This window comes from Citrobacter freundii complex sp. CFNIH9, assembly GCF_002903305.1.
GTDB lineage: Bacteria > Pseudomonadota > Gammaproteobacteria > Enterobacterales > Enterobacteriaceae > Citrobacter > Citrobacter portucalensis.
Map to the genome: position 1 here is coordinate 437,441 of NZ_CP026238.1, position 24,281 is coordinate 461,721.

Below are 24,281 nucleotides of genomic sequence, written 5' to 3' on the forward strand. Positions count from 1 at the left end.
TAAAGCGACGGGTGATAAGGAGATCATCAGCAATGGCTTTCAATATCTGGAAAATTGGTCTGCATATTCAGCAACATGAAGCGCTGGCTGTCGCTATCGTTCGCGAAGCATCAGGTTGGTATCTGCAACGCTGGTGGCGTATACCGCTGACGCCTCAGGCTATCGTCGATGGCCACATTCGCGAGCCTGAACAGCTGGTCGCCGCGCTGCTGCCGTGGAGCCGGGAGCTTCCTCGCCGACACCATATTCATCTCTCTTTTCCCGCCAACAGGACGTTACAAAAAAAGTTTCCTCGTCCGACAATGACGTTACGCGAGCCAGAGCAAACCGCATGGTTGTCTGGTTCGATGGCGCGTGAACTGGATATGGCGCCGGATGCGCTGCATTTTGATTATAGCGAAGACACGTTGAGCCCGGCGTTTAACGTCACTGCTGCGCAAAGCAAAGAGATTTCAGCGCTTCTGACGCTTATCCAAACCCTGAAGGTGCAGGTTACGGCGATTACACCGGATGCCAGCGCGTTACAGCGATTTATTCCCTTCTTGCCAGAACATCAGCAGTGTCTGGTATGGCGTGATGACGCCCAGTGGTTATGGGCGACCCGTTCGGCATGGGGACGTAAATCAACGGGCGATATTGGCAGTATCGATGAGCTTGCCACGACATTATCTCTGCCCACGACAGCCATTGCGCAATGCTTCCCTGGCGGCTTCGATCCTTTGAGCGCCGTGTCTGTACGCCAGCCGCCCATTCCAACGCAAAGTCATCACTTCGCCATTGCGCTGGGACTCGCTATGGGAGGCGCGTACCGATGATAGCGACCATTAATCTTCTGCCCTGGCGTCAGACTCGGCGTTACGCTTGCCTGCGCTTCTGGGGCATCTTATTTAGCGCTTCGCTACTGCTTAGTATTGGCGTGTTGTTGCGCTATTACAGCGTGTTGAGTGTAGAAAATCGGGCTGAATTGTTGCTGGCAGATGCCGAAAAGACGCGTGTCGAGGCCTTAATGGCGCTAAAGCCGCGTATGCAGCAGCGCCAGCAACGATGGCAACAGGTGCAGGTACGGAACAAACAGCGTGAGCAGACCCGAAGCTGGCAGTCGGTTTTGCAAGAGCTGGCGGAATTACTGCCTGAGCAGGCGTGGTTAACAAAAATGACCTGGCAACAGGACACGCTGGAACTGACGGGAAACACGCTGAACTTTGCCGCGCTGAAGACTCTGGAAGCGCAATTACGCCAGCAGCCATTATTTCAGTTGAGCAGCTCCGGTGAAACGCAGCAGGATGCGCAGGGACGCTGGCAATTCCACTATCGACTGACACGGAGCGGTGCGCATGATAACGCTCTGTGATGTCTGGTTAGCGCAGTCGCCGCGCTTTCGACTCATCTGCTGGTGCGGCTGGATGTTGGGGCTACTCATACTGGTGACGTTATGTCTTTATCCCGTAGCGCGGGAGCGGACGATGCAACGCGAGACGCTGGTCCAGCAACGGGCAGCTATTCAGATGCAATGGCGAGATGTCTATCTGTTAGCGGCATCACCAGCAGAGCCGGAAGAGAAACTGACCCTGTTCTCTCCACTACTGTTTCAGACTTCACTTACTCGTCTTATCCACTGGCAACCCTCTGCGCAAGGCGGAGAGATGGCGCTGATATCGGCCTGGGATGCTATCCCGCAGACGTTTGTCCAGTTGGCGGATCAGGGGATGAACGTCAGCCGATTTTCGCTTAGCGCAGAAGACACGGAGCTGCTGCTAACGCTACAGCTGGAGCGTCTGAATGACGGTTGAACGCTGGCTGTTGATATGCGTAAGCGTACTGATGCTCACCGGTATGCGTAATCCCTTCCTGCCGCCGGAGGACCGTTGCCAAATTGCTGAGCTGTCGACATGGCGTTTTCAGGGCATGGTGAGCCAGGGCACGCGACCCATTGGCATCGTTCAGGATAGCCAGAAAAAATGGCGGCGGGTTAAGCCAAATGACGTCCTGAAAAACGGTTGGACGATTACGCAGATAACGGCCCAGAACATAACCCTCGACACAGAAAAAAACTGCGAACCGCCGCGGTGGCAGTGGCAACGACAAGGAGCGGTAAATGAAGCGATGGATAGCGTGGATAGTAATAGCGCTGGTGGTCGGGATAACGAGCGCGCTGGCGACGAAACCGCAAAACGTGACGCTGGTGGTCGATGATGTGCCGGTTACTCAGGTATTGCAGGCGCTGGCTGAACAGGAACAGAAAAACCTGGTGGTTTCGCCAGATGTCAGCGGTGTGCTGTCGCTGCATTTGACGGATGTCCCCTGGAAGCAGGCATTGCAGACGGTGGTAAAAAGTGCCGGACTGGTATTACGCCAGGAGGGAAACATCCTGCATGTACATTCTGTTCAATGGCAGAGTGAAAATGCGGCCCGCCAGGACAATGAACAGGCGCGGATTCAGGCCAGTATGCCGCTGGAGCAGCGCAGCATTATTTTGCACTATGCCGATGCTGCCGAGCTGGCAAAAGCAGGAGAAAAGCTGCTCAGTGCCAAGGGAAGCATGACGGTGGATAAACGGACCAACCGCTTACTGCTGCGTGATAATAGCGTTGCGCTTAACACCCTGGAAAAGTGGGTATCGGAAATGGATTTGCCGGTTGCCCAGGTCGAACTGGCGGCGCATATCGTGACTATTAATGAAAAAAGTTTGCGCGAGCTGGGAGTGAAGTGGTCGCTGGCTGACGCACAACACTCGGGGGCGGTTGGGAATGTCACGACGCTCGCCAGCGACCTTTCTGTAGCCACCGCCACATCCCGTGTGGGATTTAACATTGGCCGTATTAACGGTCGTTTACTGGAACTGGAGTTGTCTGCGCTGGAGCAAAAACAGCAGTTGGATATCATCGCCAGTCCACGATTACTGGCATCTCACCTGCAACCTGCCAGTATTAAGCAGGGCAGTGAGATCCCTTATCAGGTCTCCAGCGGTGAAAGCGGTGCGACATCCGTCGAGTTCAAGGAAGCGGTACTGGGGATGGAGGTAACACCAACGGTGTTGCAGAAAGGGAGAATCAGGCTGAAACTGCATATCAGCCAGAATGTTCCCGGACAGGTTCTACAGCAGGCAGATGGCGAAGTGCTGGCTATCGACAAGCAGGAGATTGAAACTCAGGTCGAGGTAAAAAGCGGCGAGACGATTGCGCTTGGCGGGATTTTTTCACATAAGAATAAATCCGCAGCCGACAGCGTGCCGCTATTAGGCGACATTCCCTGGCTTGGCTCTCTTTTTCGCCATGATGGTAAAGAAGACGAACGGCGCGAATTAGTGGTCTTTATTACGCCCAGACTGGTTTCAACGGAATAACTTATGCATGAAAAGCCGTTGTTTTTGCACTGAACACGTTTCAGGGATTTGACGTGAGGGTGTATTTAGCATACAAGGAGTACCGATTTGAGCGTCGGTACTTTTCTTTACTTATGCGGCAGTGAATACGCTTTGCCTTTCCGGTGGTGTGCCATAGGCTTATTGGGTGTCATTTGACTGCGCGATACGTCGCCAGGTCTGATGTTTGCAGGGTAGCATGCCTGCCACGACCAGAAATGCGTTAGGTTTGGTGATTTATTCAGTTGCCAAACCCGCTTGAGTATTGAGATAATTTTCAGTCTGACTCTCGCAATATCTTATGAGGTTTCAGTTCATGTCCTGCTGCGCTGGGTGTCTGCGAAGCGGGTTTACCATTAACGAATAGTCTTAGTAGTACCGAAAAAATGGCAGAGAAACGCAATATCTTTCTGGTTGGGCCTATGGGTGCCGGAAAAAGCACTATTGGGCGCCAGTTAGCTCAACAACTCAATATGGAATTTTACGATTCTGATCAAGAGATTGAGAAACGAACCGGAGCTGATGTGGGCTGGGTCTTCGATGTAGAAGGTGAAGACGGCTTCCGTGATCGCGAAGAAAAAGTCATCAACGAGTTGACGGAAAAACAGGGTATTGTGCTGGCAACTGGCGGTGGCTCTGTAAAATCACGTGAAACACGTAACCGTCTTTCCGCGCGTGGCGTCGTGGTCTATCTTGAAACGACAATTGAAAAACAACTTGCACGTACTCAACGTGACAAGAAACGCCCGCTGCTGCAGGTAGAATCACCGCCTCGTGAAGTTCTGGAAGCGTTGGCTGACGAACGCAATCCTCTGTACGAAGAGATTGCTGACGTGACCATTCGCACCGACGATCAGAGCGCAAAAGTCGTAGCAAACCAGATTATTCATATGTTGGAAAGCAACTAATTCTGGCTGAATACACACTCGTCTGCGGGTACAAGTAACTAAGGTGGATGTCGCGTAATGGAGAGGATCACAGTCACTCTCGGGGAACGTAGTTACCCTATCACCATCGCGGCTGGTTTGTTCAATGAGCCAGCTTCATTCTTACCGCTGAAATCGGGCGATCAGGTTATGTTGGTGACCAACGAAACCCTGGCTCCCCTTTATCTCGATAAGGTTCGCGGCGTACTTGAACAGGCGGGTGTTAACGTTGATAGCGTTATCCTTCCCGATGGCGAGCAGTATAAAAGCCTGACGGTTCTGGATACGGTTTTCACCGCGTTACTGCAAAAACCGCATGGTCGTGATACCACGTTAGTTGCCCTTGGCGGCGGCGTGATTGGCGATCTGACCGGTTTTGCGGCAGCCAGCTATCAACGTGGTGTTCGTTTTATTCAAGTCCCGACAACTCTGTTGTCGCAGGTCGACTCCTCCGTTGGCGGCAAAACCGCCGTAAACCATCCCCTCGGTAAAAACATGATTGGCGCGTTTTACCAACCGGCCTCCGTGGTGGTGGATCTCGATTGTCTGAAAACGCTTCCTGCGCGTGAGCTGGCATCGGGGCTGGCGGAAGTGATCAAATACGGCATCATTCTTGACGGCGAATTTTTCAGCTGGCTGGAAGACAATCTGGATGCGTTACTGCGTCTGGATGGTCCGGCAATGGCGTACTGTATCCGTCGTTGTTGTGAGCTGAAAGCAGAAGTTGTCGCAGCAGACGAGCGTGAAATGGGCTTACGTGCTTTACTGAATCTGGGACACACGTTTGGCCATGCGATCGAAGCTGAAATGGGTTATGGCAATTGGTTACATGGTGAAGCAGTCGCAGCAGGTATGGTAATGGCTGCCCGTACGTCAGAACGTTTGGGTCAGTTCACCTCCGCTGATACGCAGCGCATCATTACGCTGTTACAGCGAGCAGGCTTACCGGTGAATGGGCCGCGTGAAATGTCCAACGAGGCTTATCTGCCGCACATGCTGCGAGATAAAAAAGTGTTAGCGGGAGAGATTCGTTTGGTGCTTCCGCGAGCGATAGGGAAGAGTGAAGTGCGCGGCGGAGTGTCGCACGAGGTGGTTCTTAACGCTATTGCTGATTGCCAGCAGGCGTAACAACAAGAAAGGTCAGGCTTACGTTGCGAAACGTAGGTCTTTTAGCTTCAGGTTATGTGCAAAGTCGTAAGCATTAACCTTTGAGTGGGGTGTTAAATGGATGAATTCAAACCAGAAGACGAGCTGAAACCCGATCCCAGCGATCGTCGTACTGGTCGTTCTCGTCAATCGTCTGAACGCGATAATGAGCCGCAAATCAATTTTGATGATGTTGATCTGGATGCTGACGATCGCCGTCCTGCACGTGCACGCAAAGAGCGTGAAGAAGAGCAGGACATTGAAGAAGAGTATGAATCTGATGACGATGCCGTGGATGAAGAGCGTGTAGAACGTCGTCCGCGCAAGCGTAAGAAAGCCGCCAGCAAGCCTGCCTCCCGCCAATATATGATGATGGGTGTGGGTGTTCTGGTACTGCTGCTGCTGATTATCGGCATTGGTTCTGCGCTGAAAGCCCCCTCATCTTCTTCCAATGAGCAGGCAGCATCTGGTGAGAAGAGCATCGATCTTTCTGGCAGCAATGCAACGGATCAGGCGAGCGCAACGGCTCCTGCAACGGGCACTGAGCAGACCGCTGGCAATACCCAGCAGGATGTTTCCCTGCCACCGATTTCCTCTACCCCGACTCAAGGTCAGGCACCTGCGGCAACCGAAGGCCAGCAGCGTGTTGAAGTGCAGGGCGATTTGAACAATGCTCTGACACAACCGCAGGGTCAGGAGCAGGTTAACAACGCCGTGGTTAACTCTACGCTGCCGACCGAACCTGCGACCGTTGCGCCGATGCGTAATGGTAATGCTGCGCGCCAGACGGCGAAAACGGAAACGACTGAGCGTCCTGCTGCTACGCGCCAGGAACGTAAACAGGCCGTTATTGAGCCGAAGAGCAAACCGCAAACTACGGTGAAAGCGACGCCGACAGAGCCGAAACCTGTTGCTCAGGCAAAACCAACCGTAACTGCTACCGCGCCGACCACCACAACTAAAGCACCTGTGGTAACCGCTACGCCGAAAGCGACCGCTGAGCCGAAAGCAACTGCGACGCCAACGCAGACCGCAACGCCTGCGCCAACGGCGACAGCAACAACGACAACGCCTGTTGCTGGCGGAGCGAAAAGCGCAGGTAATGTTGGAGCGTTAAAATCTGCGCCGTCCAGCCATTACACGCTGCAGCTCAGCAGTTCTTCTAACTACGACAACCTGAACGGTTGGGCGAAGAAAGAAAACCTGAAGAACTACGTGGTGTACCAGACGACGCGTAACGGTCAACCGTGGTATGTTCTGGTGACAGGCGTGTATGCGTCTAAAGAAGACGCGAAACGTGCAGTGTCTACGTTACCCGCTGATATTCAGGCGAAAAACCCGTGGGCAAAACCGCTGCATCAGGTTCAGGCCGATTTGAAGTAAGATAGGATATGTTCTGCAATGGTTTGATGTTTCGCCCAATTGCGGGACAAAGACTAAAGCGCAGGATGCTGTCGGAGCTTTCTCCACAGCCGGAGAAGGTGTAATTAGTTAGTCAGCATGAAAAAAAATCGCGCTTTTTTGAAATGGGCAGGGGGGAAATACCCCCTGCTTGATGATATCAAACGGCATTTACCTCAGGGTGAGTGCTTGATTGAACCTTTCGTGGGTGCCGGGTCGGTGTTTCTCAACACCGACTTTTCTCGTTATATTCTTGCCGATATCAACAGCGACCTTATCAGTCTCTATAACATCGTGAAGACGCGTACCGATGAGTATGTGCAGGCTTCGCGTGAGCTGTTTATGCCTGAAACCAATCAGGCTGAGGTGTACTATCGGTTCAGAGAAGAATTTAATGCCAGCCAGGATCCGTTCCGCAGAGCAGTACTGTTCTTGTATCTGAACCGCTTTGGTTACAACGGATTGTGCCGTTATAACCTGCGCGGCGAGTTTAACGTCCCGTTTGGGCGTTATAAAAAACCTTACTTCCCGGAAGCTGAGTTGTACCATTTTGCTGAGAAAGCGCAGAATGCGGAGTTCCATTGCCTCTCCTATGAAGAGTGCATGGACCGTGCGGATAGCAACTCTGTGGTCTATTGTGACCCGCCTTATGCACCGCTTTCGGCGACGGCAAATTTCACTGCGTATCACACCAACAGCTTTAGCCCGAAAGAGCAGGCGCATTTGGCCGAGATGGCAGAAAAGCTGGTCAGTAAGCAGATCCCGGTGTTAATTTCGAACCACGATACGCCCGATACCCGTGAATGGTACCGAGCGGCGAAACATTTTCAGGTCAAAGTGCGGCGCAGCATAAGCAGCAATGGCGGCACGCGTAAAAAGGTGAACGAACTGCTGGCACTGTATAAACCAGGAGTCGTAACGCCTGCGAAGAAATAAATCTCAAGGAGAAGCGGATGAAACAGTATTTGATCGCCCCCTCAATTCTGTCGGCTGATTTTGCCCGCCTGGGTGAGGACACCGCGAGAGCGCTGACTGCCGGTGCCGATGTCGTGCACTTCGACGTCATGGACAATCACTATGTACCGAACCTGACCATCGGACCGATGGTACTGAAATCGCTGCGTAAATATGGCATCACCGCCCCGATTGATGTTCACCTGATGGTGAAACCGGTCGATCGTATTGTCCCGGACTTCGCCGCCGCTGGCGCCAGCATCATTACTTTTCATCCGGAAGCCTCCGAGCATGTCGATCGCACTTTACAGCTGATCAAAGAGCATGGCTGTAAAGCGGGCCTGGTGTTCAACCCGGCAACACCGCTGAGCTATCTGGACTACGTCATGGATAAGCTCGATGTGATCCTGCTGATGTCCGTTAACCCAGGCTTTGGCGGACAGTCCTTCATCCCACAAACCCTGGATAAGCTGCGCGAAGTGCGTCGTCGTATTGATGAATCTGGCTACGATATCCGCCTCGAAGTGGATGGTGGCGTCAAAGTGAATAACATTGGTGAAATTGCCGCGGCAGGCGCAGATATGTTTGTTGCAGGCTCCGCCATTTTCGACCAACCAGACTACAAAAAAGTCATTGATGAAATGCGCAATGAACTGGCGAAGGTAAGTCATGGATAAGTTTCAGGATATTCGGGGCGCTGCATTTGACCTCGACGGCACGCTGGTCGACAGCGCGCCGGGATTAGCCGCAGCGGTGGACATGGCGCTGTATGCGCTGGAACTGCCGGTTGCCGGAGAAGAACGCGTTATCACCTGGATTGGTAACGGTGCAGATGTACTGATGGAGCGCGCGCTGGCGTGGTCCCGTCAGGAGCGCGCAACATTACGTAAAACGATGGGTAAACCGCCCGTTGATGATGATATTCCCGCCGAGGAGCAGGTACGTATTTTGCGTAAGCTGTTCGACAGATACTACGGCGATGTCGCAGAAGAGGGGACATTCCTGTTCCCTGATGTTGCCGACACGCTGGGCGCGCTGCATGCGAAAGGATTGCCGCTGGGTCTGGTGACCAACAAACCGACCCCGTTTGTCGCGCCATTGCTCGAAGCATTAGATATCGCCAGGTACTTTAGCGTGGTCATCGGTGGTGACGACGTGCAGAATAAAAAACCGCATCCGGATCCGCTGCTGCTTGTGGCAAGTAAGCTTGGCATCAAGCCTGAGCAAATGCTCTTCGTAGGGGATTCACGCAATGATATTCAGGCGGCAAAAGCTGCTGGCTGTCCGTCCGTTGGCCTGACCTATGGCTACAACTACGGCGAGTCGATCGCGCTGAGCCAGCCCGACGTTATTTACGACCGTATTAATGAACTACTGCCCGCTCTCGGGCTTCCGCATAGCGAAAATCAGGAATCAAAAAATGACTAAGCCCATCGTTTTTAGTGGCGCACAGCCCTCAGGTGAATTGACCATTGGCAACTATATGGGTGCGCTGCGTCAGTGGGTGAGCATGCAGGATGACTACCATTGCATCTACTGCATCGTTGACCAACATGCCATCACCGTTCGTCAGGATGCTCAGCAGCTGCGTAAAGCAACTCTCGATACGCTGGCGCTGTATCTGGCATGCGGTATCGATCCTGAAAAAAGCACCATTTTCGTGCAGTCTCACGTACCGGAGCATGCACAGTTAGGTTGGGCGCTGAACTGCTACACCTACTTCGGCGAACTGAGCCGTATGACCCAGTTCAAAGACAAATCCGCGCGCTATGCGGAGAACATCAACGCCGGTCTGTTTGATTATCCGGTACTGATGGCGGCAGACATCCTGTTGTATCAGACCAACCAGGTACCGGTTGGCGAAGATCAGAAACAGCATCTGGAACTGAGCCGCGATATCGCCCAGCGCTTCAACGCTCTGTATGGCGACATCTTCAAAGTGCCTGAGCCGTTCATTCCTAAATCCGGCGCGCGCGTGATGTCGCTGCTGGAGCCGACGAAGAAAATGTCCAAGTCGGATGACAACCGCAACAACGTGATCGGTCTGCTGGAAGATCCGAAATCTGTGGTTAAAAAAATCAAACGTGCGATGACCGACTCCGAAGAGCCGCCGGTTGTACGCTACGACGTGCAGAACAAAGCGGGTGTTTCCAACCTGCTGGATATTCTCTCCGCCTTCACCGGTAAGAGCATTCCGGAGCTGGAACAGCACTTCGAAGGCAAAATGTATGGTCATTTGAAAGGTGAAGTCGCAGAGGCCGTTTCCGGTATGCTGACCGAGCTTCAGGAACGCTATCACCGTTTCCGTAACGATGAAGCTTTCCTGCAGAAAGTGATGAAAGAAGGTGCGGAAAAAGCCAGCGCCCGCGCATCTGTTACGCTGAAAGCCGTTTACGAAGCGATTGGTTTTGTCGCCAAGCCGTAATGCGCTCTGCGATACTGAAGAAACCGGGTTATGCCCGGTTTTTTTTCGCCTGCTCGTTTGTGAACCTCAAAAAATGTGAAGCACCTCGCCGTTTGCATATTTCCTCATTGCGTTATATCTTCACTTTAATGAAGATATAAATATTCAATTTACTGAAAATATAAAATGCGTCGGACATTTATCAAGAAAGAGGGGGTTGTGCTGACAACCCTGGCCCGTTACCTGCTCGGTGAGAAGTGCGGTAACAGACTGAAAACTATTGATGAACTGGCAGCCGAGTGTCACTCATCGGTAGGGTTAACCCAGGCCGCGTTGAAAACGCTGGAATCCTCAGGGGCGATCCGTATTGAGCGTCGCGGGCGTAACGGTAGCTATCTGGTGGAGATGGATAACCGTACGCTGCTAAAGCATGTAGATATTAATAACGTAGTTTGTGCGATGCCGCTGCCCTACACCCGTTTATATGAAGGGCTGGCGAGTGGGCTGAAGGCGCAGTTCGACGGGATCCCATTTTATTACGCACACATGCGTGGGGCTGATATTCGCGTGGAATGCCTGCTAAACGGCGTCTACGACATGGCGGTGGTTTCTCGTCTGGCGGCGGAAAGTTACCTTGCCCAGGACAGATTGCGTATCACGTTGGCGCTGGGGCCGCATACCTACGTTGGTGAGCACCAGCTGATTTGTCGCAAGGGCGAATCTGCAACAGTAAAACGTGTCGGGCTCGATAACCGTTCGGCGGATCAGAAAATCATGACCGAGGCCTGTTTTGGCGACCGTGACGTTGAATTGATCGATATGCCTTATCACGAGAGCTTACAGCGCATCGCGAAAGGGGACGTGGACGCGGTTATCTGGAACGTGGTTGCGGAGGCCGAGCTGGCAGTTTTGGGATTAGAAGCCACGCCGCTTACCAACGATCCGCGGTTTCTTCAGGCCACGGAGGCCGTGGTACTGACCCGGGCAGAGGATTATCCGATGCAACAGCTACTGCGAGCCGTTGTTAATAAAGAGGCGCTGCTTGCCCACCAGCAACGTGTGGCGAACGGTGAACAGGAACCCAGTTATTAAGTGAAGGCGAACGACATGGAAAACAGGCTTAACCTGCTGTGCGAAGCAGGCGTTATCGACAAGGATATTTGTAGCGGCATGCTGCAGGTGGTCAGGCGGTTGGATGAAGAGTGGTGTTTGCCGATTCACAATGAGCAAGGAACCATGGCGATGACCCATATGGCGAGCGCGTTAATGCGTAGCCGCAAGGGCGAAGTGATTGAAGCACTGGATGGTGAGCTGTTAGAGGAGCTGACACAATCTCATCTCTGGCCAACTATTTTGCTGGTACATCAGGCGTTGCTGAAAGAGTTCACGGTGACGCTGCACGCGAATGAAGAAGGCTACATGTTGGCGAACTTGTATGGATTGTGGATGGCTGCGAACGAAGGCGTCTAAAACCCATGGAGAATTAGCCTATTGCACCCTAAATATTCAAAAAAATGAATATTTAGCTGAAGAATTAGAAACGAGGCAGAGAAATGTTTATAGAGGCATTGAAACGCCAGAACCCCGCGCTTATCTCGGCTGCTATCGCGTTGTGGCAGCAGGGAAAGATCGCACCTGACAGTTGGGTTATTGATGTTGACCAGGTTATCGAGAATGGTAAACGCCTGCTGGATGTCGCGAGGCAACATGGCATCTCGCTATATCTGATGACCAAACAGGTAGGACGTAACCCGTGGCTGGCGGACAAGCTGTTGCAGCTTGGCTATGAAGGCATCGTGGTTGTCGATTACAAGGAGAGTCGCGTCATGCGCCGTGCCGGGCTGCCGGTTGCGCACCAGGGACATCTGGTGCAGATCCCGTCGCGACTGGTCAATGACGCAGTGGCGCAGGGCACCGAGGTCATCACGTTGTTCTCGCTGGAGAAAGCGCGCGAAGTTTCAGCTGCAGCGGTGAAGGCCGGCTGCGAACAGAACGTGATGCTGAAAGTGTACGACAAGGATGATTTTCTCTATCCGGGGCAGGAAAGCGGATTTCCTCTTATGTATCTGACGGATGTGGTCAATGAAATTCGCAGGCTGCCGGGCTTACGCCTGAGCGGGTTGACCCATTTCCCCTGCCTGTTATGGGATGAAAACTCAGCGCAGACGATGCCGACGCCTAATCTGCACACGCTGGTGAATGCACGACGTCAGTTGGCGGAAGCCGGGATTGCCATTGAGCAACTTAATGCGCCGTCAGCCAGTAGCTGTTCGTCACTCCCTCTGCTGGCGGAATATGGCGTCACCCACGCCGAGCCGGGTCATGCACTGACAGGCACTATTCCTTCCAATCAAAAAGGCGACCAGCCGGAACGAATCGCGATGCTGTGGCTGAGCGAGGTATCGCACAATTTTCGCGGGGACAGTTATTGCTACGGCGGGGGTTATTACCGTCGAGGCCATGCGCAAAATGCGCTGGTCTTTACGCCAGAAAGTGATTCGCCGATCGCAGCGAAGCTAAAACCCGTAGATGACAGCAGTATTGACTACTACCTGCCTGTTGCTGGGGAGTTTCCGGTGAGCAGCGCGGTGATCTTCTGTTTTCGCACCCAGATCTTCGTGACGCGTAGCGACGTGGTGCTGGTGTCGGGTATTCAGCACGGTGCAGCTGAAATCGTCGCGCGTTACGACAGTCTCGGCAATATTCTGGAGGACTAATGGCCCGATTCGTGGTGTTAGTAATCGACAGTTTTGGCGTTGGTGCAATGAAAGACGTCACGCGGGTCAGGCCGCAGGATGCCGGAGCGAATACCTGTGGTCATATCCTGGGCGAACTCCCGCAGTTACGGCTGCCAACGCTGGAAAAGTTGGGGCTGATTAACGCTCTGGGCTTTGCCCCAGGCGTGATGAAACCCTCTGCATCAGCAGTCTGGGGCGTTGCGGAGCTGCAGCATGAAGGGGGAGATACCTTTATGGGCCATCAGGAGATTTTAGGCACACGGCCTCAGGCCCCGCTGCGGATGCCATTTAGCGACGTCATCGATGGAGTTGAACAGGCGCTGAAAGCCGCGGGCTGGCATGTGGAACGCCGCGGCGACGACCTGGCGTTTCTTTGGGTCAACGATGCGGTTGCGGTGGGCGATAACCTCGAAGCGGATTTAGGTCAGGTCTACAACATTACCGCCAATCTTGCCGTTATCCCGTTTGATGAAGTGCTAAAGATAGGCCGGGTGGTGCGTGAGCAGGTTCAGGTTGGGCGCGTGATCGCGTTTGGCGGTCAGCTTGCAGACAGTCAGCGCATTCTGGATGCCGCCGAGACCAAAGAGGGACGCTTTATCGGTATTAACGCCCCACGCTCCGGCGCCTATGAAAATGGCTTCCAGGTCAGGCATATGGGTTTTGGTGTAGATGAGCAGGTACAGGTACCGCAAAAACTGTATGACGCCGGAATCCCTACCGTGCTGGTCGGTAAAGTGGCGGACATCGTTGGCAATCCGCACGGGCGCAGCTGGCAAAACCTGGTGGATAGCCAGCAGATCATGGATATCACGCTTAACGAATTTAACGCTGAGTCGACGGTATTTATCTGTACCAACATTCAGGAGACCGACCTCGCCGGGCACGCGGAAGACGTGGCACGTTATGCGGAGCGGTTGCAGCTTGTCGATCTTAATCTTTCGCGCCTTCTGGCCGCTATGGATCCAAATGACTGCCTGGTGGTTATGGCCGATCACGGTAACGATCCGACCATTGGTCACAGCCATCATACCCGGGAAGTTGTGCCGGTATTGGTATATCAACAGGGGCTGGAGCCTGCGCAATTAGGCATCCGGGCGACGTTATCTGACGTTGGCGCTACGGTGTGTGAATTTTTCGGCGCGGCGGCACCACAAAATGGCTGTTCTTTTCTCTCGGCATTGCGCCTTACAGGAGACACTTTATGAACTTTGATCCGACGGGCTACACCTGGGTCCACGAACATCTGCATATCGATCTCTCCGGGTTCAAGAATAACCTCGACTGCCGGTTAGATCAGTACGATCTCATTTGTCAGGAAATGAAGGATCTCCGGGCGTTAGGCGTCAGCAACATTATTGAGATGACCAACCGCTATATGGGGCGTAATCCGCAATTCATGCTCGACCTGATGCGCGAGACCGGAATCAACGTCGTGGCCTGCACAGGCTATTACCAGGATGCGTTCTTCCCTGAACATGTTGCGGCCCGCAGCGTGGAACAGCTCGCGCAGGAGATGGTCGATGAGATAGTTATCGGTATTGATGGTACTGAATTGAAGGCCGGAATTATCGCGGAAATCGGCTCCAGTGAAGGTGTGATTACGCCGCTTGAAGAGAAGGTGTTTATCGCCGCGGCGCGGGCACACATCGAAACCGGACGCCCCATCTCAACCCATACCTCTTTTAGCACGATGGGGGTGGAACAGTTGGTGTTGCTACAGGCGCGCGGCGTCGACCTTTCCCGCGTAACCGTTGGTCACTGCGACCTGAAAGATAACCTCGACAATATCTTACGCATGATCGATCTCGGTGCGTATGTGCAATTCGATACCATCGGTAAAAACAGCTATTACCCGGACGAGAAGCGCATTGGCATGCTGCATGAGCTACGTAATCGCGGGCTGCTTAATCGCGTGATGCTCTCCATGGATATTACCCGTCGCTCGCATTTAAAAGCCAATGGCGGCAATGGCTATGACTATCTGTTAACCACTTTTATCCCACAGTTGCGCCAGTCAGGATTCAGCCAGGCCGATGTGGACACGATGTTGCGTGATAACCCCTCACAATTTTTCCAATAAGGACAGAATCATGAAAAAGATTGGCGTTGCTGGCTTACAGCGTGAGCAGATTAAAAAGACCATCGAAACCGCAGCACCGGGCTGCTTTGAAGTCTCCATTCATAACGATATGGAAGCGGCGATGAAGGTGAAATCCGGACAACTGGATTACTACATCGGCGCTTGTAACACCGGCGCGGGTGCAGCGCTGTCGATTGCCATCGCGGTGATTGGCTACAACAAAAGCTGCACTATCGCCAAGCCGGGTATTAAGGCGAAAGACGAACATATCGCAAAAATGGTTGCGGAAGGGAAAGTGGCTTTTGGTCTCTCCGTCGAACATGTTGAACATGCGATTCCGATGCTGGTTAACCACCTGAAATAAAAGGCATGACTATGGATCTGTATATTCAGATTGTGGTGGTGGCCTGCCTGACCGGCATGACGTCACTTCTGGCACACCGCTCGGCGGCCGTCTTTCATGACGGCATCCGCCCGATTCTGCCGCAGCTGATCGAGGGGTACATGAATCGCCGTGAGGCGGGAAGTATCGCGTTTGGTCTGAGTATCGGCTTTGTGGCGTCGGTGGGGATCTCCTTTACCCTGAAAACCGGCTTGCTCAACGCCTGGCTGCTGTTCCTGCCGACGGATATTCTCGGCGTGCTGGCGATGAACAGCCTGCTGGCGTTCGGTCTGGGCGCTATCTGGGGCGTATTGATTCTGACCTGCCTGCTGCCGGTGAACCATCTGCTCACGGCGCTGCCGGTTGATGTGCTGGGTAGCCTCGGTGAACTGAGTTCTCCAGTGGTGTCCGCATTCGCACTCTTCCCGCTGGTGGCGATTTTCTACCAGTTTGGCTGGAAGCACAGCATTATCGCGGCGGTGGTAGTACTGATGACCCGCGTGGTGGTGGTGCGTTACTTCCCGCATCTGAACCCAGAATCGATTGAGATTTTTGTGGGGATGATGATGCTGCTGGCGATCGCCATTACGCATGATATTCGCCACCGCGGTGATGAAGAGATGGATGCCAGCGGGCTATCGGTCTTTGAAGAACGAACTTCGCGGATTATTAAAAACCTGCCGTATATTGCCATCGTCGGCGCGCTGATTGCCGCCGTTGCCAGTATGAAAATTTTTGCTGGTAGCGAGGTCTCAATTTTTACGCTGGAAAAAGCCTATTCGGCAGGGATTACGCCGGAGCAGTCGCAGACGCTGGTTAACCAGGCGGCGTTGGCGGAGTTTATGCGCGGGCTGGGCTTTGTACCGATGATTGCGACAACCGCACTGGCGACGGGCGTTTACGCGGTAGCGGGTTTCACCTTCGTTTATTCCGTTGGCTACCTGGCACCGAATCCGTGGATTGCGGCAATCCTTGGCGCTATCGTGATTTCAGCGGAAGTGCTGCTGCTGCGCTCTATTGGCAAATGGCTGGGGCGTTATCCATCAGTACGTAACGCATCGGACAATATTCGTAATGCGATGAATATGCTGATGGAAATGGCACTGTTGATCGGTTCGATTTTTGCCGCCATCAAGATGGCAGGCTACACCGGTTTCTCAATTGCGGTAGCGATCTACTTCCTCAATGAATCGATTGGACGTCCGGTACAGAAGATGGCCGCGCCGGTAGTGGCGGTGATGATCACGGGCATCGTACTGAATATTCTCTACTGGTTTGGTCTGTTTGTTCCGGCCTGAGGAGGCGTAAAACATGAAGACGTTTCCTCTGCAAAGCCTGACGCTCACGCAAGCACAGCAAAAGCAGTTTGCGCTGGTGGATACGATTTGCCGTCACTTTCCTGGCGCTGATTTTCTGGCCGGAGGTGATTTGGGATTGGCTACGGGGCTAAATCAGCCTCGGGTGACGCAACGTGTGGAAAAGGTGCTGGCCGAGGCATTTCATGCTGAGGCCGCAGCGCTGGTTCAGGGGGCGGGCACCGGGGCTATTCGCGCCGGGCTGGCTGCGCTGCTCAAACCCGGCCAGCGTCTGCTGGTTCATGATGCGCCGGTGTATCCCACAACGCAGGTACTCGTTGAGCAGATGGGTATTACCCTGGTCAGGGCGGATTTTAACTGCCTCCCGGCAATCACGCAGGCGATTACGCAGCATCGTCCTGACGCCGCACTGGTGCAGCATACGCGTCAGCAACCGCAGGATCGTTACGTGTTAGCCGAGGTGTTGGCGGAAATAACAAAGTACGGCGTGCCGACGTTAACCGACGATAACTACGCGGTGATGAAGGTTGACGGTATCGGCTGTGAATGTGGGGCGACGCTGTCTACCTTTTCCTGCTTCAAGCTCTTTGGTCCGGAGGGAGTAGGGGCGGTGGTCGGCAAGGCGGAGGCTATCGCTAAAATCCGTGCGACGCTTTATTCCGGTGGCAGCCAGATTCAGGGGGCGCAGGCGCTGGAGGTGCTCCGCGGCCTGGTTTTCGCTCCGGTGATGCATGCGGTACAGGCTGGCGTTTCCGAACGATTGCTGACGATGCTCAATAGCGGAGTGCTGCCCGAGGTGAAAAAAGCCGTCATCGCCAATGCTCAGTCGAAGGTGCTGATCGTGGAGTTTCACCAGCCGATTGCCGCTCGTGTGCTGAAAGCGGCACAAGAGAGAGGCGCGCTGCCATACCCGGTGGGAGCTGAGTCGAAGTATGAGATCCCTCCACTGTTCTATCGCCTTTCGGGGACGTTTCGCGAAGCGAGTCCGTCGTTGGGCGATTATGCGATTCGAATCAATCCAAACCGAAGTGGAGAAGAAACGGTGCTGCGTATTTTGCGCGAGAGCGTGAGTGAGATAACATGTGAATGAGCACCTAATCTATAAATGCAAAAACCGGGAAGTTCCCGGTTTTTTTGTATCTGCGCAATCGCTTCTATTACTGATTCGCAGCCGGGCCACAGCCACCAATAATTTTTGAAATCGAAATTGCTGGATGCAGGAAATAATCGTAGCTGCAGTTATTTTTTGTGTTTTCGATATGACCAGTACACGCGGTTAGCGTAGCCAGAACACCAGCAATGATGGTGATTTTTGCAAATTTAAACATGTCAAAATCCTTGTTAGATATCTATTTCTAAATGGATGAAGTCCATTTTTCGCCGGATAAGATATCAACTAACATAAACTTTAAGTAGTCCAGAAAAGGACATGTCGCTTTATATATAAAACATACGATTAGTGAATTGAATTTAAATAAAAAAGCCTGGTATTAATAAATAATACCAGGCTACGGATTTAATTAATTAGCGAAATGTTTTTCTGAAATTCAACATAAAGCCTTTATCGCTGATGTTGTCCTCTTTCCACTGGTAAGCGTCCAGATTCAGGCTGGCGTCTTCGGCGCTGTATTTCACGCCGACCGTCGCCAGGCCGTTGACGCCTCCGCCTTTTTGGTCGTCGTCTACGCTAAAGGACTGGCCTGTGGCACCTTGCAGTGACGCAGTACGCTGGCTCTTGCTGTAGCTCAGGTTCGGACCGCCTTCCAGCGTGGCGCTGGCGCTCCAGCCATTTTCAGCGGTATAGTCGAACTTCATTCCGACAATGGAATCCACAGCGGTTTCGCTGCCAGCGTTCATCGAAAGGTTAAAGTCCCCCGCACTACGCTCTTTATAGCTGCCTTCCAGCGTATGACGGAATTTCACCCCCGGCGTACGGCGTGACTTTCAACGTATCGTTGAGCATGGTGAAGGTTTTCGCCCCTTCGCTGCGGAACTCAAGATACTGCTGACGTGCGTTGGAATCCGCCACCTTATTGGTGTCGCCATAAGAGACAGAACGGCTGCTGTCGAGGTTGTGTACGTCATAACGCAGGCTGTTCTTCCACGCCAGACCTTCATTAAACGCCATGCTGTGCTTCAGACCAAAGAACTGGCTGTAGCCGCCGGTCAGGCCGTTGTCGCCCGCGGTCTTCGAACCGTCACCGTCCAGGCGCGCGATACCGTACTCCAGCGTCAGATTCTGGCTGGCGGTGAGATCCAACGACTGACGTAATGCCAGCATGTCGTACTGGGTATCGTTGCCCAACTCAGCGCGCGGGTCGCCTTTCGCTACGACGTTGAACGCCAGGCCATCTTTAATTTGCGGCGCGGCATCGGCCAGCATGGTAAAGCGGTTGCTTAGCACGCGGGCTTCACGGAACGCGGTGATAGCCTGACTGCCGCTCACCTGCTTAAGCGCGTTGTTCAGTTCAGCGGTGGAGCCAACGTTGAGGCTGGTGTACAGCTCGTTGTTGGTGTAACCGGCGTCGAGCGCCTGCGCCACGTCACTGACAGAACCATCGGTCGCCACATCGGCATAGGCGTTTTTGGTCATGGTGACGTCAACGTTGCCGCTGGCATCGGTGCTGCCCTGTGCATTCCACACCACGGAGGTGGATTGAATGGCACCTGCGTCGGACAGGTTGCTGCCCTCGACCACGTTGTCAAAGCTGACGGTGGTGTCGGCAGTACCTGCGGTAAAACCGGTGTTAATCTCCACGCCGTTCATGCTGGCATTGCTGACCATCAACTTACCGGCGCTGCCATCAGCGCTGGTGCCGACCACATAGCCCGACAGGTTGTTGGTGGCCGTTGAATCTGCACTGTCGCTGGTGGTAACGGTTGTCGTACCATCGGTAATGGTAGGTTCCGTGGGGGCCGTGAAGTCAACATAATGCACTTCCGTACCGTCGCCGTTTTCGCCGCTGCCTTCAATGGTTTTACCATCCTGCTTGATAAAGCCGGAGCCAGTCACGTTGTCATCAATGTAGACCGTGCCGTTGTTGACGATATGGCCGTTACTGCCCAACTGGCTGAAGGCGTAGGAGTTGCTGGCGTAAATATTGATGGTGCCGTTATTTTCGATCACTGCATCGGATTTGGCATCTGATTCCAGCTGCATCCCGACCATACCGGTTTGTGTGGTACCTTCGGTTCCCACATTGATGGTGCCGTTATTGACCATCTTCGCACTGCCGTGCGCGGACATCGCCACATTGTTGGTTTTATCAATGTTGATGGTGCCGTCGTTAATGGCTTTACTGCCGCCATTATTTTTCGAGGTAGTGACCTGTCCGTTAATGACGCCAGTGCTGCCGTTGTATAGCGTGTGCCCGCTCCCGCCGGTGGCGATATCGGCATCGCTGTTCACTGTCCCCCAGTTATTGAAGGTGCCAGACCACAAGCTATTATCCGCCAGCGTCATCACGCCGCCTTCCAGGTTATTGAGCGTACCGTTTTTATCGACGGAGCCGTTTTTGACGGTGCCCGCGTTATTGACGGTTGACGCCGCGGTGAAGGTCAGTTTATCGACTTCGCCGCCAGCGTTGTTGTTCAGTACCGCACCACCCGATGCGCCGGTCCAGTCCGTCACGATGCCGGTATTGTTCATGGTGCTGGCCCACTGCTCAACCGTGTTCATGGAACCGCTGTTGTTGATGATGGAACCTGCGACGGTGGTGCCGGTTTTTCCGGTCACGGTGCCTGTATTGTTGAAGATACCGCCGTCAACGGAGACCGCCGTGGTTGTACCTTCGTTGGTATAGGTGCCGCCTGTTGCAATACTGACGCTGCTGATGCTACCGGTGTCGGCATTGGTTAAATCGCCGTAATTTTTAACGATGACTTTTCCGTCGCTGACGGTGCCCGCATTGCTAATGTGTACGGTTTCCGTTGCGATCGGATTGGTAATGATGGTTTCGCCGGTAAGCGTTTCGCCTGCGGCGGTAATGACATCGCCATCAGCAAAAGTAAGGGAAACGTTGCTGTCGGTTGGGTTGTAGTCGTCGCTGCCCTGGCAGTTGCTGTCATAACAGACCATACCGTAGTTAACCACGGTACTTTTGCTGTCAGTCAAGAAAGGCTTGCCGTAATTGGCATCAATATTGATGAAGCCGGTGGTGTCGTTAATCACGATGCCGCCATTCAGCGCCGCCATGCCCACCAGTTGGTTATCATCGGTTTTGGTGACGCCCTCATCGGCGGTGAGATTAATAGTGCCCTGGTTAATGGCTGTGCCGCCATTGAGCGCCATCATGCCGAAGCCCGCATTATTGACGGTAATGGTACCCGTATTGGTGGCGATTGCATCGCCATAACCACTGTCGGTTGAGCCTGCCACCATTGCCGAGCTGGTCAGATAGAGTTGTGATGGTGACCAGTAGCTTTTGCTGGCGACGGTATTATCGTCGTTCAGCGTCGGGACAAAGCCATCCAGGTAAATATCTCCGGCATTGAGGGCCGTCCCCTTACTGGCGGATACACCATAGACCCCCGCACCCAGGAGACTTATGGTGGCGCCTGCCTCGTTGCTCACTTCGCCGTAGTTTTCCGCCAGCATGGCGTACAGCGTATTTTGGTACCATATCAGCGGGAAAGTTCCTATTCCGCTATCCCAACCTGGGGTTAATGACGATACCAGCGTGATTGATCCTCCCGCTGCGTTGCTAACTATCGATCCTTGATCGGTAGCCGCAGTGATTGCATTACGGTTGCTATGACCGCTTGTGGCATAGGCGCTAATATCGCCACTGTTTTTTGCCTGTGCGCCGCTGCGGGCGAATAATAGGGCGGCAGCGCCGTCATCAACGATAGCTCCCTGATTATCGATCGATGAACCCTGACCTTTTACGGTTAATATTGCGTTGTTGATGTAATAGTCGCTGGGCAAAACTGTTTCTGTGATTTTAATTACAGAGTTTTGGTCTAACGTTAAGCTGCCGCCGTTTTGTACATTGGCCAGTGTCACTGAGCCGCCGGGGAGGGTGGTGATATTCAATGTGGACTCACCGCTTAATGTGACACTGCTAGCACCGTCTATATTTATGCCTTTAACAGACGATGCTTCGCCATCGCCACTTTCGGCGTAGTTGATATCAATACCGCCCATCAGATTGACGGTATTGCCATCACCTTTGACCGTGAGGCCGTATGTATCCAGCCACTGTCCACTTACCGTGCTCACATCGCTAACATTGATGTTAAGCGAGCCGGTTAGATCCACCTGATTGTTCGTGCCGCTGACGGTGATTCCCTGGAGGGTATCGCTGTTGCTGGCCATCTGGCTATCTGCGTCATAGTCACCGCTGATTGTGACGTTGCCGGTAATATTCAGCGTATTGTTATCACCCGCCATATCGAGGCCCTGTGCGCCACGGTATACGCTGTTGCTGTCCTCGACAGCGGTCACATTGATATCACCATCCAGCGTCGCCTGTGACGAGTCGCCACTCATTTTTGCGCCAGTACCATTCAGGCTGATGTCGATATTCCCTTTATTATGAAAGACATTTCTTTCACCATCGATCACAAAACCCACGGAGTTTGCATCGCGCACGGTCGCGTTGCCGGTGTTTTTGATTTCGTTACCCGACCCGTCAGTGACGATACCCGTCGCGCCGTTGGTGACCAGCATGTCACCTGCCTGAGTCAGGCTATTATCATTACCATCAATGACTGCAGCGATAGAGCCCGCGCCATCCACGGTGATATCACCCGTATTCGCGATTCGGGAATTATCGCCCGCAATGACGGTACCCGTTGCGCCCTGCGCAATGGTTTGATCTCCTTCGCCAATAACCAGCGCCTTATTACCTGCGATGTACAGTCCGGTAGACCCCGCGCCGGTGACCGTTGAGTCGCCGGTGTTATCAATCACCGCACCGTCACCGGTCATTTTGGCTCCGGTCGCGCCGTCGGTAACGTTTAGCTCACCATCGTTAGTAATGCGCGTTTTGTCGCCGGTGATGCTGATACCGATAGAGCCTGCGCCGCTGACATCGGTGGTGCCGATATTATCGAAGGTGGCGCTGTTGCCGTTAATCAGGATGCCCGTTGCGCCGCCGGAAATATCCTGCTTCCCTTCGCTGTTAATGGTTGCGTTGTCGCCGTCAATATATAGCCCGGTAGAACCTGCGCCGCTGGCGGTGGTATCGCCTTTATTGTCGATGAGGACATCATCACCGGTAATCTTTGCCCCGGTAGCGCCGTCGGCCACATAGAGTTCACCATCGTTGATAACGTGCGAGTTGTCGCCATTGACGATGGAGCCGGTTGAACCTTGACCGCTGATGTTAGAGGTGCCGGTATTCGCCACCGTGGTTTCGTTGCCATCGATCACCATGCCGGTGCCGCCACCTGTGACGTCAATGCCACCGGAAATGCGGGTGGTGGTGCCGTTACCTGAAATCAGCGCGCCGGTTGCGCCGTCGACGGTGCTTTGTCCTGAAATCGTATTGGTGGTGTTGTCACCGGTAATGACGATGCCGACCGCACCATCGCTGACGGAGGAATCACCGCTTAACGCGTTGTTTGTCCGATCGCCGGAGATGATGACGCCAGTTTTACCTTCACCACGGGTATCAACCCCGCGATCGGCAGTATTTGAAGCGTCATCGCCAGCGACGACGGTTGTCTGGTCATCGGCAACGATCAGGTATCCCTGGTTGTCATATTTCCAGTACAGGCCGCTTCCTTGTACCGTACCTTCAATGACGGCGGCATTATCGTCGGTCACTTTCCAGTCGGAAACCAGCAGCGTTTTACCGTCTTGTAACGCGATCTGCCACCGATCGTCCTGTTCGACGTAATTCCATACGGCGCCGCCGAGGTCCGTGCCGCTATCCAGCTTGATGCCGTCAAATGTCAGTGTGTTCAGGCCTTTATCGATGGTGACGCCGTTACTGAAGGTAATAACAGAGGTATCATCAGGTGGTGTAGGTGTTACATCGCCGCCATCGTCGTCGGGAGGCGTGGGCGTTACATCGCCGCCATCGTCGTCGGGAGGCGTGGGCGTTACATCGCCGCCATCGTCGTCGGGAGGCGTGGGCGTTACATCGCCGCCATCGTCGTCGGGAGGCGTGGGCGTTACATCGCCGCCATCGTCATCGGGAGGTGTGGGCGTTACATCACCGCCATCGTCGTCGGGAGGCGTGGGCGTTACATCACCGCTATCGTCGTCAGGAGGTGTGGGCGTTACATCGCCATTATCTGATGGGGTTGCCGGAGTATCATTATGGTGGGAATGGCCGCCGCCATTGTTATCGATACCTATCGCTACACCAGCTGTTAGCGCAGCGACACCACCTGCGACCCATCCCCAGTGATTGTCTTGTTCTGTATAATCTGCCAGGCAGCGTGCGGAGAGTTTGTTACGTTCGGCTTTTGATAATACGGATATATCAGTAGGGCAATCATTGTCATCGTCGCTACTATCTGCGGCTATCGCCGGGAGATAGTAAGTTTGCAACGCAAGAGCAATACCCACAGCAATGAGTTTTTTCCTTTGCATAATCGACATCCTTAAATAAATACGCAC

At 53.5% G+C, this 24,281-nt stretch carries 23 protein-coding genes; 20 read left to right on the plus strand and 3 right to left on the minus strand.

Going from position 1 to position 24,281, the window contains the following annotated elements; translation table 11 throughout:
• The first annotated feature begins 32 nt into the window (after positions 1-32).
• The 20 genes from C2U43_RS02120 (at position 33) to C2U43_RS02215 (ending at position 17,798) form a co-directional block, all read left to right on the plus strand.
• Positions 33-815: a DNA utilization protein HofM gene (locus tag C2U43_RS02120; RefSeq protein ID WP_103284638.1), complete on the plus strand. Its 783-nt coding sequence runs from the start codon at positions 33-35 to the stop codon at positions 813-815.
• A complete protein-coding gene (locus tag C2U43_RS02125; protein WP_103284639.1) occupies positions 812-1,351 on the plus strand; it encodes a PilN domain-containing protein in 540 nt (179 codons plus the stop codon). Before C2U43_RS02120 ends, C2U43_RS02125 begins: the two co-directional genes overlap by 4 nt.
• Positions 1,335-1,790: a HofO family protein gene (locus tag C2U43_RS02130; protein WP_032945211.1), complete on the plus strand. Its 456-nt coding sequence runs from the start codon at positions 1,335-1,337 to the stop codon at positions 1,788-1,790. Before C2U43_RS02125 ends, C2U43_RS02130 begins: the two co-directional genes overlap by 17 nt.
• Positions 1,780-2,193 carry a HofP DNA utilization family protein gene (locus C2U43_RS02135; RefSeq protein WP_048215406.1) on the plus strand — a complete coding sequence of 138 codons (414 nt, stop codon included), beginning with the start codon at positions 1,780-1,782 and terminating at the stop codon, positions 2,191-2,193. Before C2U43_RS02130 ends, C2U43_RS02135 begins: the two co-directional genes overlap by 11 nt.
• Positions 2,096-3,343, plus strand: a complete 1,248-nt coding sequence (gene hofQ, locus C2U43_RS02140) for a DNA uptake porin HofQ (RefSeq protein WP_075551229.1) — start codon at positions 2,096-2,098, stop codon at positions 3,341-3,343. Before C2U43_RS02135 ends, hofQ begins: the two co-directional genes overlap by 98 nt.
• A 404-nt stretch (positions 3,344-3,747) precedes the next feature.
• Positions 3,748-4,269 carry a shikimate kinase AroK gene (aroK, locus tag C2U43_RS02145; RefSeq protein ID WP_003023552.1) on the plus strand — a complete coding sequence of 174 codons (522 nt, stop codon included), beginning with the start codon at positions 3,748-3,750 and terminating at the stop codon, positions 4,267-4,269.
• A gap of 57 nt (positions 4,270-4,326) precedes the next feature.
• Positions 4,327-5,415: a 3-dehydroquinate synthase gene (gene aroB / locus C2U43_RS02150; RefSeq protein WP_103284640.1), complete on the plus strand. Its 1,089-nt coding sequence runs from the start codon at positions 4,327-4,329 to the stop codon at positions 5,413-5,415.
• A gap of 96 nt (positions 5,416-5,511) precedes the next feature.
• A complete protein-coding gene (gene damX / locus C2U43_RS02155) occupies positions 5,512-6,816 on the plus strand; it encodes a cell division protein DamX (RefSeq protein WP_071446675.1) in 1,305 nt (434 codons plus the stop codon).
• 117 nt (positions 6,817-6,933) lie between these two features.
• Entirely contained in the window at positions 6,934-7,770 is an 837-nt protein-coding gene (dam, locus tag C2U43_RS02160) for an adenine-specific DNA-methyltransferase (protein ID WP_003023558.1), read from the plus strand.
• Between the two features lie 17 nt (positions 7,771-7,787).
• The gene (rpe, locus tag C2U43_RS02165) at positions 7,788-8,465 is read left to right on the plus strand and encodes a ribulose-phosphate 3-epimerase (RefSeq protein ID WP_003023561.1); all 678 of its coding nucleotides are present in this window, start codon (positions 7,788-7,790) and stop codon (positions 8,463-8,465) included.
• The gene (gene gph / locus C2U43_RS02170; RefSeq protein ID WP_103284641.1) at positions 8,458-9,216 is read left to right on the plus strand and encodes a phosphoglycolate phosphatase; all 759 of its coding nucleotides are present in this window, start codon (positions 8,458-8,460) and stop codon (positions 9,214-9,216) included. Before rpe ends, gph begins: the two co-directional genes overlap by 8 nt.
• Positions 9,209-10,213: a tryptophan--tRNA ligase gene (gene trpS, locus C2U43_RS02175; RefSeq protein WP_103284642.1), complete on the plus strand. Its 1,005-nt coding sequence runs from the start codon at positions 9,209-9,211 to the stop codon at positions 10,211-10,213. Before gph ends, trpS begins: the two co-directional genes overlap by 8 nt.
• Before the next feature lie 165 nt (positions 10,214-10,378).
• Entirely contained in the window at positions 10,379-11,284 is a 906-nt protein-coding gene (gene yhfZ, locus C2U43_RS02180) for a GntR family transcriptional regulator YhfZ (RefSeq protein ID WP_008786319.1), read from the plus strand.
• A 15-nt stretch (positions 11,285-11,299) separates the two neighbouring features.
• Positions 11,300-11,662 carry a hypothetical protein gene (locus C2U43_RS02185; protein ID WP_020996077.1) on the plus strand — a complete coding sequence of 121 codons (363 nt, stop codon included), beginning with the start codon at positions 11,300-11,302 and terminating at the stop codon, positions 11,660-11,662.
• 83 nt (positions 11,663-11,745) lie between these two features.
• On the plus strand, positions 11,746-12,909 hold the full coding sequence (locus C2U43_RS02190) for a YhfX family PLP-dependent enzyme (RefSeq protein WP_008786317.1): 1,164 nt from the start codon (positions 11,746-11,748) through the stop codon (positions 12,907-12,909).
• On the plus strand, positions 12,909-14,135 hold the full coding sequence (locus C2U43_RS02195) for a phosphopentomutase (protein ID WP_103284643.1): 1,227 nt from the start codon (positions 12,909-12,911) through the stop codon (positions 14,133-14,135). The genes C2U43_RS02190 and C2U43_RS02195 overlap by 1 nt, the downstream gene beginning before the upstream one ends.
• Entirely contained in the window at positions 14,132-15,010 is an 879-nt protein-coding gene (locus C2U43_RS02200; protein WP_103284644.1) for a phosphotriesterase-related protein, read from the plus strand. The genes C2U43_RS02195 and C2U43_RS02200 overlap by 4 nt, the downstream gene beginning before the upstream one ends.
• Positions 15,011-15,020: 10 nt before the next feature.
• Positions 15,021-15,374, plus strand: a complete 354-nt coding sequence (locus C2U43_RS02205) for a DUF2620 domain-containing protein (RefSeq protein ID WP_003023576.1) — start codon at positions 15,021-15,023, stop codon at positions 15,372-15,374.
• An 11-nt stretch (positions 15,375-15,385) separates the two neighbouring features.
• The gene (locus C2U43_RS02210) at positions 15,386-16,690 is read left to right on the plus strand and encodes a YhfT family protein (RefSeq protein ID WP_008786313.1); all 1,305 of its coding nucleotides are present in this window, start codon (positions 15,386-15,388) and stop codon (positions 16,688-16,690) included.
• 13 nt (positions 16,691-16,703) lie between these two features.
• The gene (locus C2U43_RS02215; RefSeq protein ID WP_103284645.1) at positions 16,704-17,798 is read left to right on the plus strand and encodes an aminotransferase class I/II-fold pyridoxal phosphate-dependent enzyme; all 1,095 of its coding nucleotides are present in this window, start codon (positions 16,704-16,706) and stop codon (positions 17,796-17,798) included.
• Positions 17,799-17,865: 67 nt separating this feature from the next.
• Here C2U43_RS02215 and C2U43_RS02220 read toward each other — a convergent pair whose 3' ends face one another.
• The 3 genes from C2U43_RS02220 to C2U43_RS02225 all read right to left on the minus strand — a co-directional run bounded on the left by C2U43_RS02220 (position 17,866) and on the right by C2U43_RS02225 (position 24,254).
• A complete protein-coding gene (locus C2U43_RS02220) occupies positions 17,866-18,036 on the minus strand; it encodes a YhfL family protein (protein ID WP_103284646.1) in 171 nt (56 codons plus the stop codon).
• Positions 18,037-18,232: 196 nt separating this feature from the next.
• Positions 18,233-18,631: an autotransporter domain-containing protein gene (locus tag C2U43_RS30170; RefSeq protein ID WP_442861424.1), complete on the minus strand. Its 399-nt coding sequence runs from the start codon at positions 18,629-18,631 to the stop codon at positions 18,233-18,235.
• The gene (locus tag C2U43_RS02225) at positions 18,597-24,254 is read right to left on the minus strand and encodes a beta strand repeat-containing protein (RefSeq protein WP_442861425.1); all 5,658 of its coding nucleotides are present in this window, start codon (positions 24,252-24,254) and stop codon (positions 18,597-18,599) included. Before C2U43_RS02225 ends, C2U43_RS30170 begins: the two co-directional genes overlap by 35 nt.
• Positions 24,255-24,281 lie beyond the last annotated feature (27 nt).

Excerpts from the sequence above, each read along its gene's own strand:
- C2U43_RS02120 (WP_103284638.1), top strand. The coding sequence starts at position 33 with ATGGCTTTCAATATCTGGAAAATTGGTCTGCATATTCAGCAACATGAA.
- C2U43_RS02125 (WP_103284639.1), top strand. The coding sequence starts at position 812 with ATGATAGCGACCATTAATCTTCTGCCCTGGCGTCAGACTCGGCGTTAC.
- C2U43_RS02130 (WP_032945211.1), top strand. The coding sequence starts at position 1,335 with ATGATAACGCTCTGTGATGTCTGGTTAGCGCAGTCGCCGCGCTTTCGA.
- C2U43_RS02135 (WP_048215406.1), top strand. The coding sequence starts at position 1,780 with ATGACGGTTGAACGCTGGCTGTTGATATGCGTAAGCGTACTGATGCTC.
- hofQ (WP_075551229.1), top strand. The coding sequence starts at position 2,096 with ATGAAGCGATGGATAGCGTGGATAGTAATAGCGCTGGTGGTCGGGATA.
- aroK (WP_003023552.1), top strand. The coding sequence starts at position 3,748 with ATGGCAGAGAAACGCAATATCTTTCTGGTTGGGCCTATGGGTGCCGGA.
- aroB (WP_103284640.1), top strand. The coding sequence starts at position 4,327 with ATGGAGAGGATCACAGTCACTCTCGGGGAACGTAGTTACCCTATCACC.
- damX (WP_071446675.1), top strand. The coding sequence starts at position 5,512 with ATGGATGAATTCAAACCAGAAGACGAGCTGAAACCCGATCCCAGCGAT.
- dam (WP_003023558.1), top strand. The coding sequence starts at position 6,934 with ATGAAAAAAAATCGCGCTTTTTTGAAATGGGCAGGGGGGAAATACCCC.
- rpe (WP_003023561.1), top strand. The coding sequence starts at position 7,788 with ATGAAACAGTATTTGATCGCCCCCTCAATTCTGTCGGCTGATTTTGCC.
- gph (WP_103284641.1), top strand. The coding sequence starts at position 8,458 with ATGGATAAGTTTCAGGATATTCGGGGCGCTGCATTTGACCTCGACGGC.
- trpS (WP_103284642.1), top strand. The coding sequence starts at position 9,209 with ATGACTAAGCCCATCGTTTTTAGTGGCGCACAGCCCTCAGGTGAATTG.
- yhfZ (WP_008786319.1), top strand. The coding sequence starts at position 10,379 with ATGCGTCGGACATTTATCAAGAAAGAGGGGGTTGTGCTGACAACCCTG.
- C2U43_RS02185 (WP_020996077.1), top strand. The coding sequence starts at position 11,300 with ATGGAAAACAGGCTTAACCTGCTGTGCGAAGCAGGCGTTATCGACAAG.
- C2U43_RS02190 (WP_008786317.1), top strand. The coding sequence starts at position 11,746 with ATGTTTATAGAGGCATTGAAACGCCAGAACCCCGCGCTTATCTCGGCT.
- C2U43_RS02195 (WP_103284643.1), top strand. The coding sequence starts at position 12,909 with ATGGCCCGATTCGTGGTGTTAGTAATCGACAGTTTTGGCGTTGGTGCA.
- C2U43_RS02200 (WP_103284644.1), top strand. The coding sequence starts at position 14,132 with ATGAACTTTGATCCGACGGGCTACACCTGGGTCCACGAACATCTGCAT.
- C2U43_RS02205 (WP_003023576.1), top strand. The coding sequence starts at position 15,021 with ATGAAAAAGATTGGCGTTGCTGGCTTACAGCGTGAGCAGATTAAAAAG.
- C2U43_RS02210 (WP_008786313.1), top strand. The coding sequence starts at position 15,386 with ATGGATCTGTATATTCAGATTGTGGTGGTGGCCTGCCTGACCGGCATG.
- C2U43_RS02215 (WP_103284645.1), top strand. The coding sequence starts at position 16,704 with ATGAAGACGTTTCCTCTGCAAAGCCTGACGCTCACGCAAGCACAGCAA.
- C2U43_RS02220 (WP_103284646.1), bottom strand. The coding sequence starts at position 18,036 with ATGTTTAAATTTGCAAAAATCACCATCATTGCTGGTGTTCTGGCTACG.
- C2U43_RS02225 (WP_442861425.1), bottom strand. The coding sequence starts at position 24,254 with ATGCAAAGGAAAAAACTCATTGCTGTGGGTATTGCTCTTGCGTTGCAA.